This is a genomic window from Caulobacter sp. SSI4214, from assembly GCF_012184455.1.
In the GTDB taxonomy this organism is placed as follows: domain Bacteria; phylum Pseudomonadota; class Alphaproteobacteria; order Caulobacterales; family Caulobacteraceae; genus Caulobacter; species Caulobacter vibrioides_E.
The window spans coordinates 20,488-36,910 of sequence record NZ_SZWJ01000025.1 but is presented as its reverse complement, the minus strand read 5'-3'; the positions used below and the strand labels follow the sequence as shown (position 1 = coordinate 36,910).

Here is a 16,423-nt window from a genome sequence, read left to right as displayed (position 1 = left end):
CGGCGGATCCTCCCCCGCGAGGCGGGGGAGGCCCTTTGTTTGGGCTTGGATCAGTCCCGCAGCGGCCGCAGGCGGTTCACATGGCCCATCTTGCGGCCGGGGCGGGCCTCGCCCTTGCCGTAGAGATGGACGCGGGTCTCGGGTTCGGCGGCCAGCTTCTTCCAGGCGTCGACGTCCGCGCCCAGCAGGTTGGTCATCTCGACATGGTGGTGCGGCGCGGTCGGCCCCAGCGGCCAGCCGGCGACGGCCCGGATATGCTGCTCGAACTGGTCGACCTCGCAGCCGTCCTGGGTCCAGTGGCCGGTGTTGTGGACGCGGGGCGCGAACTCGTTGACCAGCAGCTTGCCGCCCGCCAGCTCGAACAGCTCCACGCCGATGACGCCCACATAGTCCAGCGCGGTCAGGATCTTGGCGGCGATGGCCTCGGCCTGGTCGCGGGTGGCGGGGGTGATCTTGGCCGGCGCGACGGTGCGGCGCAGGACGCCGCCCTCGTGGTGGTTCTCGCTGACCGGATAGCAGGCGATCTCGCCATCGCGGCCGCGCGCGGCGATCACCGACAGCTCGCGGCCGAAGTCGGCGGGCGCCTCGAGGATCGCCGCCTGACGGCCGATCCGGTCGAAGGCGGCCTCGGCGTCGGTCGCCTTCTGGATCCAGGCCTGGCCCTTGCCGTCATAGCCTTCGCGGCGCGTCTTCAGCAGCGACGGCGCGCCGATCCGGGCCACGGCCTCCGCCAGGCTCTCGCTGTCGTGGACCGGGGCGAAGGCCACGGTCGGCACGCCGATCTCGGCCAGGAAGGTCTTCTCGGCCACGCGGTCCTGGGCGGCCGCCAGGGCCTTGGCGCCGGGCGAGACCACCGCGCCCAGGGTGGTCAGCTCCGACACGGTGTCGGCCGGGACGTTCTCGAACTCGTAGGTGACGACGTCGCAGGCCTCGGCCAGACGCTTCAGCGCCCAGCGATCGTCATAGGCCGCCACGATCTGGCGGGCGGCGACGCGGCCGGCCGGCGCGTTCTCCTCCGGGTCCTGGATAACGACGTCGAAGCCCAGACGCGCGGCGGCCAGGGCCAGCATCCGTCCCAGTTGTCCCCCGCCGAGGATGCCGATGGTCGAACCGGGAACGAGGGGGAAGGAAGGCATCGTCTGTTAGTCCTCGACGCTCTCGGCGACGCTGTCGGTCTGGGCGGCGCGGAACGCGGCCAGGCGCTGGGCCAGCGCCGCGTCCGACAGGGCCAGGATCTGGGCGGCCAGCAGGCCGGCGTTCTTGGCCCCGGCCTCGCCGATCGCCAGGGTCGCCACCGGGACGCCGCCCGGCATCTGCACGATCGACAGCAGGGAATCCAGCCCGCTCAGCGCCTTGGATTGCACCGGAACGCCCAGCACCGGCAGGTTGGTCATCGCGGCGGCCATGCCCGGCAGGTGCGCCGCGCCGCCGGCCCCGGCGATGATCACCTTGTAGCCGGCCTTTTCCGCGCCGGTGGCGAAGTCGAACAGGCGCTGGGGCGTGCGATGGGCCGAAACCACCTTGGCCTCCCAGGCCACGCCCAGGCCGTCCAGCGCATCGGCGGCGCCCTTCAGGGTCGGCCAGTCCGAGCGGCTGCCCATGATGATGGCGACAGGCGGGGTGGCGGCGGTCATCGGCGTCGTCCCTTGGGCGCGTGAGGCGAAAGCCGCGCCTGGCTTTTCGAACCGGGGCCCGCCCCTTTCGACAGACCCCGGACGGCGAATGAAAGCCGCCCCGTATGCGCGTCCGCCCCCTTCGCGCAAGCCCAAAACGTCAAAAGTCGCCCATAAGTCGCGCCGCGGCCTTATGCGCCTGCGGCTTATGGGCGCGACCGATTGCGTCGAACACGGTTCCCGTTAACCATAAGGCAGCTGTGCAATATCGATTCTCGCAAGGCCCATGAAGATTACCGGCGCCCGGACCGAACCTTTCGCCGCCATCCGCAAGCGGGCCCTGGCGCGCGCGGGGGCGCAGGTCGTCGCTCGCGAAGTCGCCGCGCCCGACAGCGCCGCCTTCCTGGGCCTGTCCGAAGCCGACATGACGCCCAAGGTCGTCGAGGCGCTCAAGACCTTGATGACCGAGATCGAGGACCTGCGCGGCGAGGTCGCGATGCTCAAGCTGCGCCTCAACGAAGCCCAGAACCTGGCCGACATGGACGTGCTGGCGCCGGTGCTGAACCGCCGGGCTTTCCTGCGCGAGATGAAGCGCGTGGCCTCGTTCGCCCAGCGCTACGGCTCGCCGGCCAGCGTGGTGTTCTTCGACCTCGACAACTTCAAGAGCGTCAACGACCGCTTCGGCCACGCCGCGGGCGACGAGGCCCTGAGGGCCGTGGCCAAGCGCCTGCAGGCCAATGTCCGCGAGAGCGACCTGGTGGGCCGCATGGGCGGCGACGAGTTCGCCGTGCTGCTGGCCCAGGCCGACAAGGAAACCGCCGTCAGCAAGGCCCAGAGCCTGGCCGACGCCATCCGCGACCAGCCGGTGCAGTTCGGCGAATGGTCGGCCCCGCTGCACGTCTCCTGGGGCGTGCGCGAGATCGAGCCCGGCGCCGATCCGGAAGTGGCCCTGACCGAAGCCGATGCGGCCATGTTCCTGAAGAAGCGCAAGTCCGCCTGAACGAAACTTCTTCCTTTCGTTTACCCTTTTTGCTTATCAACCGCCGGTTATGCGACCTTATCGCACGGCGACTCGCATCCTCGCCGCGCGTTAACAGGTCTTTAGAAACGGTGAAGACAGCTGGGCGCGGGACGAATGCAGCGTATTCTGGTCGCCGAGGATGATCCGGTCCTCTCGATGATCTACGAGATCACCCTGACCGAGGCCGGTTTCGAGGTTCTGCTGTGCCGGGATGGTCAGGAGGCCTTCGAGGCCCTGGACGCCTTCGCGCCGGATCTGGTCATCACCGATCACGTCATGCCGCGCATGAACGGCGGCGACCTCGTCACCGCCGTCCGCGCGCGTCGGCCCCAGGCCCTGACCCTGATGGCCTCGGGCGTCAACGCGCGTCTCCTGAAGACCGACCAGCACGCCGACGCGCGTCTGGAAAAGCCGATCACGCCCGGCGGCCTGCTGCGGACCGTCCGCGCGATGGAGGCCCGCCGCGCGGCGGCGTGACCAGGCTGCAGTATCGCTAGGCTATAATGTCCGGCGTCAGGAGATCCTCCAGCCGGATGATCTCGTCCTTCAACGCCAGCTTCTTCCGCTTCAGGCGGGCGATCTGCAGCATGTCGGGCTGGTAGCGTTCTTCCAGGGCCTGGATGGCGTCGTCCAGATCCTTGTGCTCCTCGCGCAGGTCGGCGAGGCGACGTTCGATCGCGATGTCGGTGTCTTCCGACGGATCATCGTCGTTCATGGACGTCATCTCAGGTGGGCCCCGTCTCGCAGGATAGATAGGAAAGGCTGACGACCGGTAAAGGCGGTCAGGCGTCAGCGGTCTCGAGGGCGGTCGCCAGCCGCTCCAGGGCGGCGCGGCGGGGCGGGTCGCCCGAGGCCTCGGCGGCGGCGATCAGGCCGTCCAGGATCGGCAGGGGCGCGCCCGGCGGACCGCTCAGCGCCTCCAGCCCCTCCATCAGCACGCGTTCGCCGTGGAGTTCGACGGCCTTCACCGTCTCGCGAAAGGCGTCCTTGGCCGTGTCTTCGATCGGGGGACGCGGGGGCTTCAGCGCCCGGCGCACGCCGCGCAGGGGCGCGCCGATCTCGGCGTCCCACTGGCGCATCAGCCGGGCGGCCTCGCTCAGCGGCGCGGAGCGCCCCTCCCCCGCCATCCAGGCGGCCCAGAGAAGCCAGGGCACATTCTGGCCGTGGCCGTCCTGCAGGTTCAGGCACGCCGCCGCGACAGGTTGACGCGCATAGGCCGCCACGGCCCAGTCCCAGAACCGCATCGGCGTTAACCCTCGCCCCCAGTATCGCCCTTGCCGGCCAGGGTCGGCAGGTCCTCGCCCCAGCGCTTCACCGGCCGCCAGGAAAGGTCGAACAGATCCAGCGCCCGGCCCACCGACTGGTCGACCATCTCGGCGATCGAGGCCGGCTTGGCGTAGAAGGCCGGCAGCGGCGGCGCGATCACCGCCCCCATCTCGGCCAGCTTGGTCAGGGTCCGCAGGTGGCCCAGATGCAGCGGCGTCTCGCGCACCATCAACACCAGGGTCCGCCGTTCCTTCAGGGTGACGTCGGCGGCGCGGGTCAGCAGCGAGGACGTCACGCCGGTGGCGATTTCGCTCATCGTCCGCACCGAGCACGGCGCGACGATCATGCCGAGCGTGCGGAACGAACCCGAGGCGATCGAGGCGCCCACGTCGGCGGCGCGGTGGACCACGTCGGCCTTGGCGTTGACCTCGGCGACCGTCAGATCTGCTTCCTGGGCGAGCGTCAACGCCGCCGATTTGGACAGGACGAGGTGACTCTCGACGCCCAGTTCGCGCAGCGCATCCAGCGTCCGCAGGCCATAGACCACGCCCGAGGCGCCCGTGATCCCGACCGTCAACCGCGCCGGTTCCCTTGGGCGATCAACGGTTTTCGAAACGTCGGTCATGGTGAATGTTCGTCCGTCATGGGAGCAAAAGCGCCCGCGTCAAGCGGAGCCCGTTGCAATCATATGTGATCTGACAGCGTCGCGCAGCGGGTGTTCACTTTTGTCTCCAACAGCAAGGAGCCGAGAGCCATGGCCATCGAATCCCGTATCCGCGAGCTTGGGTCCCGTCACGAGAACCTCGATCGCAAGATCCAGGAGGAGACCAATCGACCCGGTTACGACGCGACGCTGCTCAGAGAGCTGAAGCGTCAGAAGCTTAGGCTGAAGGAAGAGATCGAAGGCCTTCGATCGCGAATGCACTAGCTGCTAAGCAGCCGAAAAACGAGAGGCCCCGCTCCGGCAAGGAGCGGGGCCTTTGTTATTTCACCCCCCACACCGTTCTCCCCGGCGAATGCCGGGGCCCAGGTGGAAGGGCGTTTGGGCGGGTCCCAGAAGCTCTGAGTTCATCCGATCAACCCAAACCTCTCGGGCTGGGCCCCGGCGTTCGCCGGGGGAAATCGGACTATCCTACTCTTCGTCTTCCTCGTCGACATAGCCGGTCGACTTGCCGAACACGTCCTCGGCCTTGATGTCGCCGCGCGGCGCGCGGAAATCTTCCTCTTCCTCGACCTCCGGCTCGAACTGGCCGGCTTCCGAGGCGGGACGCAGGGTCGGGTCTTCCGGCACGATGCCGCGCTTGGCGTCGTCCTTGGCCTTCTTCTCGGCGGCCTTCTTGACCAGGGCGTCCAGCTCCAGCTGGCCGACGAGGCCCAGGGTCACGGGATCGACCGGCTTGATGTTGGCCGCGTTCCAGTGCGTGCGGGCGCGAACCTGCTCGATCGTGGCCTTGGTCGTGCCCAGGATCTTGGAGATCTGAGCGTCGGTCACTTCGGGGTGGTGGCGCAGGAACCAGGCGATGGCGTCCGGACGGTCCTGACGGCGCGACACGGGCGTGTAGCGCGGAGCCTTCTTGGCCGGCTTCAAGAGCTCGGCGTGGCGGCTGACCTGGGCCTTCATCCGATAGTCGGGATTGGCCTGGGCGCGGTCCAGCTCCTCGCGGGTCAGCTGGCCGTTGCCGATCGGATCGGCGCCCCGGATGTCGCGCGCCACCTCGCCATCGGCGATGCCGCGCACTTCCAGCGGGTGCAGGCCGCAGAAGTCGGCGATCTGCTCGAAGCTGAGCGAGGTGTTGTCCACCAACCAGACGGCGGTCGCCTTGGGCATCAGGATGTCGGACATGCGGTCCTCCAGAAATGACGGCGCCCGGCCTTTCGGCCGGGCGGGGTATTGTCATCGCTATAATGCGGTTCTCGAAAAAAGGGAACGGGGAAGCGCGGGATTCCCGCCAATTCCATTGAGCCGTCAGTGACTTCAGATTTCCGCGTCTGGCGGCGCGGCGCGCTCGGCCGCGTCGCCGCGGTCGCCGAAGCCGTCGGATCCCGTCCGCCACCCGACGACGGCGCCAAGGCCCCGAGTGTTTCCATGGAATACTCCTATGAGTTGTTATAAGCTGAGCATTCCACCAGAAAGGGGGTTTCGATGGCTTTCGACAAGATTCTCTGGGTCGTGAACTACGACAAGCTGAGCGACTTCGTGGCCGAGGCGTCCGCCGCCAAGGTGACGGGTGTCGCCATCCGCACCGACAACGACCTAGACGCGGCGATCACCGCGTTCCACGCCAAGAACATCAAGGTCTATGGCTGGCGCTGGCCATCGGCCAAGGAAGACGCGGCCATGAAAGAGGCGGCCAAGGCCGTGGCGCTCTTCGGCAAGGGGCTGGACGGCTACTACGTCGATCCCGAAGGCGAGAAGGGCAAGCCCTACGACTGGGATCTCCCGGGCCTGGGGCCGCTGGCGGCGAAGTTCAGCCAGACCATCGCCAACGCGGCCGCCGGCAAGCCTTATGGCGTCACCTCGCACTATCGGGGCAAGGCTCAGCACAAGAACCTGCCCTGGGCCGAGTTCTTCCAGCACGCCACCGTACTGCTGCCACAGGCCTATTGGCGGGTCGAAGTCGGCGTGGTCGGCCACGGCGACCCGGCCGACAACTACGCCCAGGCCCTCAAGTTCTGGAAGGCGGCCGGCGGAAAGTTGGAACGGATCAAGCCCATGGCGGGCGAGATCGCCTTCGCCAAGCCGGCCGAGATCAACGCCTACGCCGCCGCGGCCGCCGCCAACCACGTGTCGGAGCTGCACTTCTATACGGCGACCGACACCGTCAAGCCGGCGGTGTGGGCGGCGATCGCCGCCCTCTGAGGCCTTGACGCCCTTTAGCTTCGGATGAAGGGGCTCTAAACCGCCAGCACCACCTTGCCCACGTGCTCCCCGGCCTCGAGGTGCGCGTGGGCCTTGGCCGCGTCGACCAGCGGGAAGGTGGCGTCGATCAGGGGGCGAACCTTGCCCGCCGCGATCCACGGCCAGACCACGCGCTCGACCTCGGCGGCCAGTCGGGCCTTTTCATCGGCCGAGCGGGGCCGCAGGGTCGAGCCGGTGATCACCGCCCGCTTCTGCATGATCTTCATCACCGGGACCTCCAGCGTCGCGCCGCCCAGGCTGGCGATGTAGACGATGCGGCCGCCCGTCTTCAGGGCGTCGAGGTTCTGGTCGAAATAGCTGGCCCCGACCATGTCCAGCACCACGTCGGCGCCGCCGGCCGCCTTGACGACCTCGGCGAAGTCCTCGGCCTTGGCGTCGATGGCGATGTCGGCGCCCAGCGCGAGCGCCTTGGCCTTCTTGTCGGGACCGCGCCCGGTGGCGATGACCTTGGCGCCGGCCGCCTTGGCCATGGCGATCGCCGTTGTTCCGATTCCGGACGTTCCACCATGGACCACCAGGGTCTCGCCGGCCTTGAGGGCGCCATGCTCGAACACATTGGCGAAGACGGTGAACACCGTTTCGGGCAGGGCCGCGGCGTGAACCAGGTCCAGCGCGCCCGGGATCGGCAGGGCGTGGCGGGCGTCGACGACGGCGTATTCGGCATAGCCGCCCCCGCCCAGCAGGGCGCAGACCTTGTCGCCGACCCGCCAGCGTCCCGCGCCCTCGCCGAGGGCCACGACCTCGCCCGCCACCTCCAGGCCCAGGGTCGTCGGCGCGCCCGGCGGCGGGGGATAGAAGCCCAGACGCTGCAGCAGATCCGGACGGTTGACGCCGGCGGCGGCGACCTTGATGAGCGCCTGGCCCGGCCCCGGTTCGGGCCGTTGGACCTCGACCGCCCTCAGCGCCTCGGCGGGTCCCTTGCCGCCCTCGATCTCGATGGCCGTCATCGTCTGGCTCATGGCCGGCTTTCCTCGTGATGCTTGCCTTGGAGCCTAGGTAGGCGTCAGATATCCGACGGAAAAGGAGAAAAGCCGATGTTCGAGGAGCCTGCGGAACCCCGCGCCTTCAGCGGACGCGCCCTAGGCGAGACGACCCACGAGGACCTGGAGGTCTACGGCGTCTCGGAATTGGAGCAGCGGATCCTGACCCTGCAGGCCGAAATCGAACGCACCAAGGCCCAGCTGGCCAAGAAAAAAGCCGGCCGAGACGCGGCCAATGCGCTGTTTGGCCGCCTGGACTAACGGTTCTTTTAAGGTTTCGGTGAGGTTACTGGCGTCTTAAGCGCAATCCGCTTTAGCCGCCTTGAGTATGGTCGGTTCGAAGGGGTGGGTCGCAACGGGACGGTGGGTTCTGGCACGGGCGTTGCAGTTACGTCGCCGAGCGAGGCGTCCTCGCGGCCTTTCGAGGGGCATTGAGTAGCTATGACCGAAGTGAACGCGTTCGCGGACACGCCTTGGCGCGCTGGAGTGATCCAGGACTTCGCGCGATCGGAACTGTTCGACCGCACGTTCGAGGAAGGCATGCAGCTGGTCGAGGAGACCGCCGCCTATCTCGACGGGGCCGGTCGCCATGACAGCAAGATCCTGTCCCGCAACGCCGCCCTGGGCTACGCCGCCGAGAGCATGCGCCTGACCACTCGCCTGATGCAGGTGGCCTCGTGGCTGCTGGTCCAGCGCGCCGTCCGCGAAGGCGAGATGCCGCCGGAAGCCGCCTGCGCCGAAAGCTACCGCCTGGGCGAGGAAGCCGCCGCCGAGACGCCGGCCGTGGAGGAACTGCCCTTCGGCCTGACCAACCTCTTGACCCGCTCCGAGCGCCTCTACGAACGCGTCCGCCACCTGGACCGCCGCATGTATGTCGAGGCCCCGCACGAGGAAGCCCCCCGCCCGGTGCAAGCCCACTTCGACCGCCTGACGGCGGCGTTTGGGGGGTAGGTTTCAGAGCAGCCCATCTCTTCGAGAGAGAGGGAGCTTTACGCCTTCCCGTACCGCATCCGAGCCAGGGCCGAGACCACCTCGGTGGCTAGGTCCATCGGCTTCAGGCCCGCCTTCCACTTCTCGAAGGCCATGACGTTGTCGATGCGGGCGTCCAGGTGCGACAGCGCCGAGGCGCGGCCCGAGGCCAGGTCGACGGCCAGGGTCGACACGAGGATCCCCGACAGGATGGCCCGCTTCGAATAGTGATTCTCGTCGGTGGCGGTGTCGCCGGCCCAGCGCCAGAGCGCGTCGGCCGAGTCCCAGGTCAGGCGGACGGCCAGGGCCAGGTTGGTCGGGAAGGCCAGGAAGACGGCCAGAGGGCGCAGCACGTCGGCGTTCTGGGCGGCCGCGTCGAGTCGGGCGACGACGCCTTCCCGGATCCGTTGGCGAATCTTCAGGGCCGCGACGTCCAGGGCCGCGAGACGTTCCAGAGCCGCCGCGTTATGGCGCCGCGACAAAAGGGCGGCCAGGTCGCGCGGCCCCTCGGGCAGCAGCAGCTGGCCTTCGGCCTCTGAAAGGCCGGCCGCCGCCAGGGCGCGGGCGACCAGGGCCGTGTTCCAGCCGGTTCGCGGCGCCAGGCGCAGGGCCTCGTCCAGCACGCGCTGCTCGGCCGAGTCGGCCCACGAGGCGGCGGGCGGACCGGAAACTTGGAGGGAGGGGTCGACGGTCTGGCTCATGAATCCGAGTCTACACCGGTGTTTAGGCCGCGTCGCGCATGGACAGACGCCGTCCGCTCTGCTATCAGCCCCGCCTCATCGCCTGGAAGCACCCCTTCCGGGCTGCTGGTTTTGTTCGCCCGCCCGGCCCCTCAAGAGGGACTTGGGAAATTGGTCGGGCTGTCGAATGGAGAGATACCCCTGGTCCAGATTTTCGTCCGCGACAACAACGTCGATCAGGCCCTGAAGGCCCTGAAGAAGAAGATGCAACGCGAAGGCTCGTTCCGCGAAATGAAGCGGCACGTGCACTACGAAAAGCCGTCGGAAAAGCGCGCTCGCCAGAAGGCCGAAGCCGTCCGTCGCGCTCGCAAGCTGGCCCGCAAGCGCGCTCAGCGCGAAGGCCTGCTGCCGATGCCGAAGAAGGCCAGCCGGTAAGACCAGGCGTCTTTCTTCGCTGAAGATTTCGAAAGCCGCGCGGCGATCCGCGCGGCTTTCGTCGTTTCCGGGGTTCAGCCCTTGGCCGCGTCGGCCACGAAGGCGACCGCGCGCACGATATGGTCGGCGAAGCGGCGGCCGATCAGCAGGGTGTGGGTGGCGGCCTCGACGTGATCGACCAGGCCGTGCTGGGACGCCTGGGCGGGGGCCGATTGCAGCGCCTTGAACGCCTCCCGCCCCTTCACCGGGCCGGCGGTGACCACGGCCACCGGCCACTTGGGATCGTAGGGCGGCTGGGCGCCGGCCTGGGCCGAGGCCTGGGGCCACAGCGCCACCTCGTCGGCCGCCGTGCGGTTGTGACGCGCATTGGCGAAGGCCCAGCCCTTCTCGGCCTTGGCGGCCGGCGGCAGGTCGATCTTGTCGCCCAAGCGCGTGTGGATCAGCGGCTTGTAAAGCCCCAGGGCGGCCCCGCGCGCGGCCCATTTCGAGACGCTGGCGAAGACCTCGATGAAATTGCGGATCCGGGGATCCTGGGCGGCTTCCGGCGTCGCGGCGTCGACCAGGACCAGGCCCGCGACCTTGTCGGGATTACGCCCGGCGAACTCGCGCAGCCGCAGGCCGGCCATCGAGTGGCCGACCAGGATGTAGGGGCCCGGCTCGTCCGAGGCGGCGATCAGCTTCTCGAAGTCGGAGACGATGGCCAGGCCGTCGCGAGGGCTGGGGCCGGGCGGGGAATAGCCCATGCCGGCCCGATCATAGGCGCAGGACCGCCAGCCGGCGCCGGTCAGGGCTTCCTGGGTCGCGCCCCAGTCGGCGGCGAAGCCGAACGCCCCCGCCTCCAGCCAGACCACGGGGCGATCGCTCTTGGGCCCTTCGCAGACCAGTCGCAGCGAACGTCCCGGCTCGATCTCGACCATCCGCCCCCGAGGCTTGGGCGCCCCCGCGGCGCTCATCAGCCCGCCGACGGCGATGTAGGAGACGACGAGAAGCGCGAAGCCGGCGGCGCCGCGACCGAGGAACTGGATCATGCCGTCAATGTAGTGGCGGTTTGTGACGCGTCGAGCAAGGTCGCGCCGTCGTCGGAGCTTTAGAGCCCTTCCGATCCGATTGATCCAATCTGATCGGATAAAAGGGCTCTAAATCAAAAGTTCAGAGCATTTTTCGACCGATAACCGTTTCACACCTATCGGAAAATGCTCTAGAGCGTGAGGCTGAAAGTGGGAACCGGTTTCAGCTTATCTCACGCTCTAAACATCTGATTTAGAGCCTTTTTAACGCCTGAAATCGATTCCGATTTCAGGCTAAAGGCTCTAGCCGGCCTGCACGGCGATCCGCGCGCGGACACGGCCGTTCCTTGGATGCGCGACCTTGATCGCCCCAGGCTTGGCGCCGACGCCCTGGGGCCAGGTCGACACGGTGGCCCGGCGCACCTTGCGCGAGACCTTGGCGGCGGCCTTGAGCGGCAGGTCGTCGGCCTTGGCGAAGCTCTGTCCCAGGAAGAAGCTGGGGTTCAGCGGCTTCTTGCCCTGACGGATCTCGAAATGCAGGTGCGGTCCGGTGGAGTGGCCGGTGTTGCCGACATAGGCCAGCACGTCGCCGCGATGCAGATAGGCGCCGCGACGGACGCCCTTGGCCTGGGCCGACAGGTGGGCGTACAGGCTGGTCAGGCCGCCCTTGTGCACGACCTCGACGAAGCGGCCGTAAGAGGAACTGATCCCCGTGCGGATCACCACGCCGTCGGCGGCCGCCTTGACGGCCGCGCCGCTGGGGGCGGCGATGTCGACGCCCTCGTGCAGACGGCCGTTCTCTTCCCAGGGCAGTTGGCGCAGACCGAACGGCGAGTTGATCACGCGCCCCGGCAAGGGCGCGTCGAAGCGGAAGGCCGGCGGTGGGGGCGGCGTCGCCTCGGCCTCCTCGACGGGCGCCGGGGCGGGCGCGAGCGTCGGGCGCATCTCCATCTGGGCGACCCACTGGCCCAGCATCAAGGCCCCGTTCAAGGCGCCGGCCATGGCCGCAACGCCGAGGGCCGTGATGAAGGCGACGCGCAGGGACGTGGACTGAAGCGCCAGGCTCTTGGGGGGCAAACCGCTACCTCTTCGTCGTTAGGCCAGGCGAGAGAACCGCGCGCTCGGACGAGCTCCTCTCACGGCCCAGCTTTCGGGATGATGAATCGAGGGCGGTCTATCTCCCCGCTATGGGGCGAAAGCGGGGCGCGGCTTAACCATTCGTTCACCACGCCGTCAATCCGCGCGGACCGACATGTATTCGTCACAGATTACGGAACGTTCATATATTAAATGGACGTCATTCTCTTAATTACACGTCATGAATGAGGTGTAACGGGACTTCGCCAATGCTTGGGAATACACAGTATTCATCGGCGCACGGAACAGCGCCCAACCAGAGGGATACTTCAAAATGCGCAAGTTCGTCACCCGTATCGCCACCGTCGCCAGCCTGACCCTGGCCGCCGTCCCGGCCCTTGGCCTGACCCAAGCCGCCAGCGCCGCCCCCCGCGAACCGGTCGCCCGCGTCGCCTTCGGCGACCTGAACCTGGCCAACCCGACCCAAGCCAAGATCTTCAAGGCCCGCGTCGAAGCCGCCGGCCAACAGCTGTGCCAACAGAAGCTGGACACCGGCAACCTGGCCACGACGATGTTCGACTGCCGCGCCTCCGTCCGTCGCGAAATCGATCGTCAACTGCCGGCCGCCCAACAACAGGCGCTCGCCGCGGCCGCCCGCAGCCAAGCCTCCGAGTTCGCCGCCAAGTGATCGCGAAGACTCTCCACCTCCCCGCACCCCGCGACAGAGGCCCCAGGCGATCCCTGGGGCCTCTGTTTATTTGGGATTGCGTCGGCGCTATAAATCTCTTATAGGTTGATTTCAACGACGAGACATCGCGTGCCGATTATTTCGACCTTCTTCGGCATCGTCATCCGGATCTATTTCAGCGATCACAACCCGCCTCATCTGCATGCCGAGTATCAAGAATATGAGGCCATGTTCGACATTCGAACCTGTGAGGTCCTAGAGGGGCAGCTACCTCGCCCTCAAAAAATCCAGGTGGTTCGCTGGATTCGGGCCCATCAAGTTGAATTGGCGGACAATTGGGATCGGGCGTACAATGACCGTCCGACGTTCCGGATCCAGGGACTGGACCAACCGTGACCATCAAGCTCGTCAAGGCTGTGCGCGTTAAGGCCGTTCCGGGCTACAAGCTCGACATCGCCTTCTCGGACGGTTCGTTCGGCGTATTCGACTTCAGCGACATCAAAACGTCCCGGGGCGAGATGGCGCTCCCCCTGCACGACGAAACCTTCTTCGCCCGCGTCGTCCTGGAGGAAGGCGCCCCGACCTGGCCAAACGGCTACGATGCCGACCCTAGCAACATCCGCATGAAACTCGAGGCCGCCGGAGCACTTCACACCAAGGGCGCGGCGGCCTGAACGAAAAAGGCCCCGGCGTTTCCGCCAGGGCCTTCGGCGTTTCGCTCCAGAACGAGCCCTACAGCCCCTTCACGATGCCCTCGACCATCTTCTTGGCGTCGGCGAACAGCATCATCGTGTTGTCCTTGAAGAACAGCTCGTTCTCCACGCCGGCATAGCCCGAGGACATCCCGCGCTTGACGAACAGCACCGTGCGGGCCTTCTCGACGTCCAGGATCGGCATCCCGAAGATGGCGCTGGTGGGGTCGGTCTTGGCCGCCGGATTGGTGACGTCATTGGCGCCGATCACGAAGGCCACGTCGGCCGTCGAGAACTCGCTGTTGATGTCTTCCAGCTCGAAGACCTCGTCGTAGGGGACATTGGCCTCGGCCAGCAGCACGTTCATGTGGCCCGGCATCCGGCCCGCGACGGGGTGGATGGCGTACTTCACCTCGACGCCCTCTTCCTTCAGCTTGTCGGCCATTTCGCGCAGGGCGTGCTGGGCCTGGGAGACGGCCATGCCGTAGCCCGGGACGATGATGACCTTGCTGGCGTTCTTCATGATGAAGGCCGCGTCGTCGGCCGAGCCCTGCTTGACCGGGCGCGTCTCGACCTTGCCGCCCGCGCCGGCGGCCGCCGCGTCGGCGCCGAAGCCGCCCAGGATCACAGAGACGAAGCTGCGGTTCATGCCCTTGCACATGATGTAGGACAGGATCGCGCCCGACGAGCCGACCAGGGCGCCGGTGATGATCAGGGTGGTGTTCTCCAGCGTGAAGCCCAGGGCCGCCGCCGCCCAGCCGGAATAGCTGTTCAGCATCGACACCACGACCGGCATGTCGGCGCCGCCGATCGGGATGATCAGGGTGACGCCGATCAGAAGGCTCAGGGCGAAGATTCCCCAGAAGGCCCAGATGGCGTGGCCGCCGCTGACCACCAGCACCACGATCAGCGCTACGATCGCGGCCGCGATCAGGATGTTCAGCAGGTGACGGGCCGGCAGCAGGATCGGCGCGCCGCCCATGTTGCCGTTCAGCTTGGCGAAGGCGATGACCGAGCCGGTGAAGGTGATCGCGCCGATCGCCAGACCCAGGGAGAGCTCGATCAGGCTCTTCAGCTGCACCGAGCCGTCCGGCAGGGCGATGTGATAGGCGCCGGGCGTGTAGATGGCGGCCACGGCCACCAGACAGGCGGCCATGCCGACCAGCGAGTGGAAGGCGGCGACCAGCTGCGGCATCGAGGTCATCGGCACCTTGCGGGCGATCACCGCGCCCACGCCGCCGCCGACGGCGACGCCGGCGATGATCAGGCCCAGGGTCACCGGGTCTAGCGCCCCCTGGCCCCACAAGGTGGCCAGGGTGGTCAGCACGGCGATGGTCATGCCGACCATGCCGTAGGTGTTGCCCTTGCGGCTGGTCTCGGGGCTGGAAAGCCCGCGCAGCGCGAGGATGAAGAGCACCCCGGAGACGAGGTACAGGATGGCGGCGAGATTGGCGTTCATTGTTCTATTTCCCCCTGCTCTCGCCCGCTCACTTCTTCTCTTTCTTCTTGTACATCGCCAGCATCCGCTGGGTGACCAGGAAGCCGCCGAAGATGTTGACCGCCGCGAAGCCCGCGGCGATCGCGCCGGCGCCCTTGGAGATCCAGGTCGAGCCGGCGACCGCGCCGCCGGCCAGGTCGCTATTGGCGCCGTGGGCGGCCGCCGCCAGGAGGGCGCCCACGATGATCACCGACGAGATGGCGTTGGTGACGGCCATCAGCGGCGTGTGCAGCGCGGGCGTCACGCTCCAGACGACGTAGTAGCCGACGAAGATGGCGAGCACGAAGATCGCCAGACGGAACACGGTGGGGTCGACGGCTTCCATGGGAGCCTCCCTTTCGATGCTGGAGTTAGGCGGTCTTCAAATTCGGATGCACGATCGCGCCGCCGCGCGTGACGACGGCGGCCTGCAGGATCTCGTCCTCGAAGTTGGGCGCGAACTCCCCCTCCTTCGTCGTGAACAGGGTCGACAGCGCCACCAGGTTGCGGGCGTAGAGCGCGCTGGCGTCGGCGGCGATGCGGCCGGGCAGGTTGGCGTGGCCAAGGATCTTCACCCCATTGGCGGTGACGACCGTCTCGTTCAGCTTGGCCCCCTCGACATTGCCGCCCTGCTCGATGGCCAGGTCGACCAGGATCGAGCCCGGACGCATCGAGGCGACCTGGGCGGCGCTGACCAGTTTCGGGGCCGGGCGACCGGGGATCAGGGCCGTGGTGATGACGATGTCCTGCTTGGCGATGTGGCTGGAGACCAGCTCGGCCTGCTTGGCCTGGTATTCCTTGGACATCTCCTTGGCGTAACCGCCGGCGGTCTGGGCGTTCTTGAACTCCTCGTCCTCGACGGCCAGGAACTTGGCGCCCAGCGACTCGACCTGCTCCTTGGTGGCGGGGCGCACGTCGGTGGCGGTGACCACCGCGCCCAGACGGCGGGCGGTGGCGATGGCCTGCAGGCCGGCGACCCCCACGCCCATGATGAACACCTTGGCCGCGGCGACGGTGCCGGCGGCGGTCATCATCATCGGCAGGGCCTTGCCATAGGCCTCGGCGCCCTCGATCACGGCGCGGTAGCCGGCGAGGTTGGCCTGGGACGAGAGCATATCCATCACCTGGGCGCGGGTGATGCGCGGGATGAACTCCATGGCGATCGCGGTCGCGCCGGCCTTGGCAAGGGCGTCCAGCGTCTCCTTGTCCTGATAGGGATTGAGCGCGGCGGCGACGATCGCGCCGCTCTTCAGGGCCGCGATCTCGGCGGCTTCCGGCGCGCGGACCTTGAACAGGACGTCGGCGTCCTTGAGGGCCTCGGCGGCGGTCTTGGCGATCTTGGCGCCGGCCGCTTCGTAGTCGGCGTCCGGATAGGACGCGGCCGTCCCGGCGCCGGCCTGGACCACGACCGAGAAGCCGGCGGCGGCCAGCTTCTTGACGGTCTCAGGCGTGGCCGCGACCCGCGTCTCGTTCGCGCGGGTTTCTTTCGTGACGGCGATGACGGCCATCGGCATACCCTCCCCAGAGCGCTGTTACCCCAGCAGCATGACGGGCTCTCTAGGGGATAGTCTTGCCTCTTGTCGAGGCGTGACGTGCAG

Annotated in this window: 22 protein-coding genes and 1 pseudogene; 10 read left to right on the top strand and 13 right to left on the bottom strand. The window is 67.6% G+C overall.

Features of this window, described 5'->3' with window-relative positions; all coding sequences use genetic code 11:
- Nucleotides 1–50: 50 nt before the first annotated feature.
- Nucleotides 51–1,136 carry a 5-(carboxyamino)imidazole ribonucleotide synthase gene (locus FCU40_RS09830; protein WP_004616346.1) on the bottom strand — a complete coding sequence of 362 codons (1,086 nt, stop codon included), beginning with the start codon at nucleotides 1,134–1,136 and terminating at the stop codon, nucleotides 51–53.
- A 6-nt stretch (nucleotides 1,137–1,142) separates the two neighbouring features.
- On the bottom strand, nucleotides 1,143–1,634 hold the full coding sequence (gene purE, locus FCU40_RS09825; protein WP_004616348.1) for a 5-(carboxyamino)imidazole ribonucleotide mutase: 492 nt from the start codon (nucleotides 1,632–1,634) through the stop codon (nucleotides 1,143–1,145).
- 265 nt (nucleotides 1,635–1,899) lie between these two features.
- Between purE and FCU40_RS09820 the strand changes: the two genes are divergently transcribed.
- Nucleotides 1,900–2,613 carry a GGDEF domain-containing protein gene (locus FCU40_RS09820; RefSeq protein ID WP_004616350.1) on the top strand — a complete coding sequence of 238 codons (714 nt, stop codon included), beginning with the start codon at nucleotides 1,900–1,902 and terminating at the stop codon, nucleotides 2,611–2,613.
- A 135-nt stretch (nucleotides 2,614–2,748) separates the two neighbouring features.
- Nucleotides 2,749–3,111: a response regulator gene (locus tag FCU40_RS09815; RefSeq protein ID WP_004616352.1), complete on the top strand. Its 363-nt coding sequence runs from the start codon at nucleotides 2,749–2,751 to the stop codon at nucleotides 3,109–3,111.
- A gap of 16 nt (nucleotides 3,112–3,127) precedes the next feature.
- Here FCU40_RS09815 and FCU40_RS09810 read toward each other — a convergent pair whose 3' ends face one another.
- The 3 genes and pseudogenes from FCU40_RS09810 to FCU40_RS09800 all read right to left on the bottom strand — a co-directional run bounded on the left by FCU40_RS09810 (nucleotide 3,128) and on the right by FCU40_RS09800 (nucleotide 4,525).
- On the bottom strand, nucleotides 3,128–3,358 hold the full coding sequence (locus FCU40_RS09810; protein ID WP_081612869.1) for a DUF465 domain-containing protein: 231 nt from the start codon (nucleotides 3,356–3,358) through the stop codon (nucleotides 3,128–3,130).
- A gap of 58 nt (nucleotides 3,359–3,416) precedes the next feature.
- Nucleotides 3,417–3,900, bottom strand: a pseudogene (locus FCU40_RS09805) (TIGR02444 family protein).
- The gene (locus tag FCU40_RS09800) at nucleotides 3,884–4,525 is read right to left on the bottom strand and encodes a UbiX family flavin prenyltransferase (RefSeq protein WP_004616358.1); all 642 of its coding nucleotides are present in this window, start codon (nucleotides 4,523–4,525) and stop codon (nucleotides 3,884–3,886) included. Before FCU40_RS09800 ends, FCU40_RS09805 begins: the two are co-directional and overlap by 17 nt.
- A gap of 129 nt (nucleotides 4,526–4,654) precedes the next feature.
- Here FCU40_RS09800 and FCU40_RS09795 point away from each other — a divergent pair, with 129 nt between their 5' ends.
- Nucleotides 4,655–4,828 carry a DUF465 domain-containing protein gene (locus FCU40_RS09795; RefSeq protein WP_004616360.1) on the top strand — a complete coding sequence of 58 codons (174 nt, stop codon included), beginning with the start codon at nucleotides 4,655–4,657 and terminating at the stop codon, nucleotides 4,826–4,828.
- Nucleotides 4,829–5,032: 204 nt separating this feature from the next.
- Here the strand turns inward: FCU40_RS09795 and FCU40_RS09790 are convergent, their stop codons facing one another.
- Entirely contained in the window at nucleotides 5,033–5,743 is a 711-nt protein-coding gene (locus tag FCU40_RS09790; protein WP_004616362.1) for a DUF1013 domain-containing protein, read from the bottom strand.
- Nucleotides 5,744–6,043: 300 nt separating this feature from the next.
- Here FCU40_RS09790 and FCU40_RS09785 point away from each other — a divergent pair, with 300 nt between their 5' ends.
- Nucleotides 6,044–6,760, top strand: a complete 717-nt coding sequence (locus tag FCU40_RS09785; protein ID WP_168074638.1) for a hypothetical protein — start codon at nucleotides 6,044–6,046, stop codon at nucleotides 6,758–6,760.
- Nucleotides 6,761–6,795: 35 nt separating this feature from the next.
- Here FCU40_RS09785 and FCU40_RS09780 read toward each other — a convergent pair whose 3' ends face one another.
- Entirely contained in the window at nucleotides 6,796–7,779 is a 984-nt protein-coding gene (locus tag FCU40_RS09780; protein ID WP_168074637.1) for an NAD(P)H-quinone oxidoreductase, read from the bottom strand.
- Between the two features lie 75 nt (nucleotides 7,780–7,854).
- On the opposite strand from FCU40_RS09780, the gene FCU40_RS09775 reads away from it, so the two are divergent.
- Nucleotides 7,855–8,061, top strand: coding sequence for a DUF1192 family protein (locus FCU40_RS09775; RefSeq protein ID WP_004616368.1), 207 nt, complete (start codon nucleotides 7,855–7,857; stop codon nucleotides 8,059–8,061).
- Between the two features lie 180 nt (nucleotides 8,062–8,241).
- Nucleotides 8,242–8,751, top strand: a complete 510-nt coding sequence (locus FCU40_RS09770; protein ID WP_004616370.1) for a DUF1465 family protein — start codon at nucleotides 8,242–8,244, stop codon at nucleotides 8,749–8,751.
- A gap of 38 nt (nucleotides 8,752–8,789) precedes the next feature.
- On the opposite strand, the gene FCU40_RS09765 is transcribed toward FCU40_RS09770, so the two are convergent.
- Nucleotides 8,790–9,470, bottom strand: coding sequence for a COQ9 family protein (locus FCU40_RS09765; RefSeq protein ID WP_168074635.1), 681 nt, complete (start codon nucleotides 9,468–9,470; stop codon nucleotides 8,790–8,792).
- Between the two features lie 180 nt (nucleotides 9,471–9,650).
- Here FCU40_RS09765 and rpsU point away from each other — a divergent pair, with 180 nt between their 5' ends.
- Nucleotides 9,651–9,884, top strand: coding sequence for a 30S ribosomal protein S21 (rpsU, locus tag FCU40_RS09760; RefSeq protein ID WP_081612876.1), 234 nt, complete (start codon nucleotides 9,651–9,653; stop codon nucleotides 9,882–9,884).
- A 74-nt stretch (nucleotides 9,885–9,958) separates the two neighbouring features.
- Here the strand turns inward: rpsU and FCU40_RS09755 are convergent, their stop codons facing one another.
- Complete coding sequence (locus tag FCU40_RS09755) at nucleotides 9,959–10,912, bottom strand: alpha/beta fold hydrolase (RefSeq protein WP_004616376.1); 954 nt, start codon at nucleotides 10,910–10,912, stop codon at nucleotides 9,959–9,961.
- A gap of 282 nt (nucleotides 10,913–11,194) precedes the next feature.
- A complete protein-coding gene (locus FCU40_RS09750; protein ID WP_168074633.1) occupies nucleotides 11,195–11,968 on the bottom strand; it encodes a M23 family metallopeptidase in 774 nt (257 codons plus the stop codon).
- Nucleotides 11,969–12,302: 334 nt separating this feature from the next.
- Here FCU40_RS09750 and FCU40_RS09745 point away from each other — a divergent pair, with 334 nt between their 5' ends.
- The 3 genes from FCU40_RS09745 (at nucleotide 12,303) to FCU40_RS09735 (ending at nucleotide 13,330) form a co-directional block, all read left to right on the top strand.
- A complete protein-coding gene (locus tag FCU40_RS09745; RefSeq protein WP_168074631.1) occupies nucleotides 12,303–12,656 on the top strand; it encodes a UrcA family protein in 354 nt (117 codons plus the stop codon).
- Between the two features lie 129 nt (nucleotides 12,657–12,785).
- A complete protein-coding gene (locus FCU40_RS09740; protein WP_168074629.1) occupies nucleotides 12,786–13,052 on the top strand; it encodes a DUF4160 domain-containing protein in 267 nt (88 codons plus the stop codon).
- Complete coding sequence (locus FCU40_RS09735) at nucleotides 13,049–13,330, top strand: DUF2442 domain-containing protein (RefSeq protein ID WP_168074627.1); 282 nt, start codon at nucleotides 13,049–13,051, stop codon at nucleotides 13,328–13,330. Before FCU40_RS09740 ends, FCU40_RS09735 begins: the two co-directional genes overlap by 4 nt.
- A gap of 58 nt (nucleotides 13,331–13,388) precedes the next feature.
- On the opposite strand, the gene FCU40_RS09730 is transcribed toward FCU40_RS09735, so the two are convergent.
- The 3 genes from FCU40_RS09730 to FCU40_RS09720 are packed head-to-tail and all read right to left on the bottom strand — an operon-like array spanning nucleotide 13,389 to nucleotide 16,339.
- Nucleotides 13,389–14,807: an NAD(P)(+) transhydrogenase (Re/Si-specific) subunit beta gene (locus FCU40_RS09730; RefSeq protein WP_004616386.1), complete on the bottom strand. Its 1,419-nt coding sequence runs from the start codon at nucleotides 14,805–14,807 to the stop codon at nucleotides 13,389–13,391.
- A gap of 28 nt (nucleotides 14,808–14,835) precedes the next feature.
- Entirely contained in the window at nucleotides 14,836–15,171 is a 336-nt protein-coding gene (locus FCU40_RS09725) for a proton-translocating transhydrogenase family protein (RefSeq protein WP_004616388.1), read from the bottom strand.
- 25 nt (nucleotides 15,172–15,196) lie between these two features.
- Entirely contained in the window at nucleotides 15,197–16,339 is a 1,143-nt protein-coding gene (locus tag FCU40_RS09720) for a Re/Si-specific NAD(P)(+) transhydrogenase subunit alpha (RefSeq protein WP_168074625.1), read from the bottom strand.
- Nucleotides 16,340–16,423 lie beyond the last annotated feature (84 nt).

Excerpts from the sequence above, each read along its gene's own strand:
- FCU40_RS09780 (WP_168074637.1), bottom strand. The coding sequence starts at position 7,779 with ATGAGCCAGACGATGACGGCCATCGAGATCGAGGGCGGCAAGGGACCC.
- FCU40_RS09720 (WP_168074625.1), bottom strand. The coding sequence starts at position 16,339 with ATGCCGATGGCCGTCATCGCCGTCACGAAAGAAACCCGCGCGAACGAG.
- FCU40_RS09785 (WP_168074638.1), top strand. The coding sequence starts at position 6,044 with ATGGCTTTCGACAAGATTCTCTGGGTCGTGAACTACGACAAGCTGAGC.
- FCU40_RS09790 (WP_004616362.1), bottom strand. The coding sequence starts at position 5,743 with ATGTCCGACATCCTGATGCCCAAGGCGACCGCCGTCTGGTTGGTGGAC.
- FCU40_RS09795 (WP_004616360.1), top strand. The coding sequence starts at position 4,655 with ATGGCCATCGAATCCCGTATCCGCGAGCTTGGGTCCCGTCACGAGAAC.
- FCU40_RS09725 (WP_004616388.1), bottom strand. The coding sequence starts at position 15,171 with ATGGAAGCCGTCGACCCCACCGTGTTCCGTCTGGCGATCTTCGTGCTC.
- FCU40_RS09765 (WP_168074635.1), bottom strand. The coding sequence starts at position 9,470 with ATGAGCCAGACCGTCGACCCCTCCCTCCAAGTTTCCGGTCCGCCCGCC.
- FCU40_RS09745 (WP_168074631.1), top strand. The coding sequence starts at position 12,303 with ATGCGCAAGTTCGTCACCCGTATCGCCACCGTCGCCAGCCTGACCCTG.
- FCU40_RS09775 (WP_004616368.1), top strand. The coding sequence starts at position 7,855 with ATGTTCGAGGAGCCTGCGGAACCCCGCGCCTTCAGCGGACGCGCCCTA.
- FCU40_RS09815 (WP_004616352.1), top strand. The coding sequence starts at position 2,749 with ATGCAGCGTATTCTGGTCGCCGAGGATGATCCGGTCCTCTCGATGATC.
- FCU40_RS09770 (WP_004616370.1), top strand. The coding sequence starts at position 8,242 with ATGACCGAAGTGAACGCGTTCGCGGACACGCCTTGGCGCGCTGGAGTG.
- FCU40_RS09755 (WP_004616376.1), bottom strand. The coding sequence starts at position 10,912 with ATGATCCAGTTCCTCGGTCGCGGCGCCGCCGGCTTCGCGCTTCTCGTC.
- FCU40_RS09830 (WP_004616346.1), bottom strand. The coding sequence starts at position 1,136 with ATGCCTTCCTTCCCCCTCGTTCCCGGTTCGACCATCGGCATCCTCGGC.
- FCU40_RS09730 (WP_004616386.1), bottom strand. The coding sequence starts at position 14,807 with ATGAACGCCAATCTCGCCGCCATCCTGTACCTCGTCTCCGGGGTGCTC.
- FCU40_RS09820 (WP_004616350.1), top strand. The coding sequence starts at position 1,900 with ATGAAGATTACCGGCGCCCGGACCGAACCTTTCGCCGCCATCCGCAAG.
- purE (WP_004616348.1), bottom strand. The coding sequence starts at position 1,634 with ATGACCGCCGCCACCCCGCCTGTCGCCATCATCATGGGCAGCCGCTCG.
- FCU40_RS09810 (WP_081612869.1), bottom strand. The coding sequence starts at position 3,358 with ATGACGTCCATGAACGACGATGATCCGTCGGAAGACACCGACATCGCG.
- FCU40_RS09800 (WP_004616358.1), bottom strand. The coding sequence starts at position 4,525 with ATGACCGACGTTTCGAAAACCGTTGATCGCCCAAGGGAACCGGCGCGG.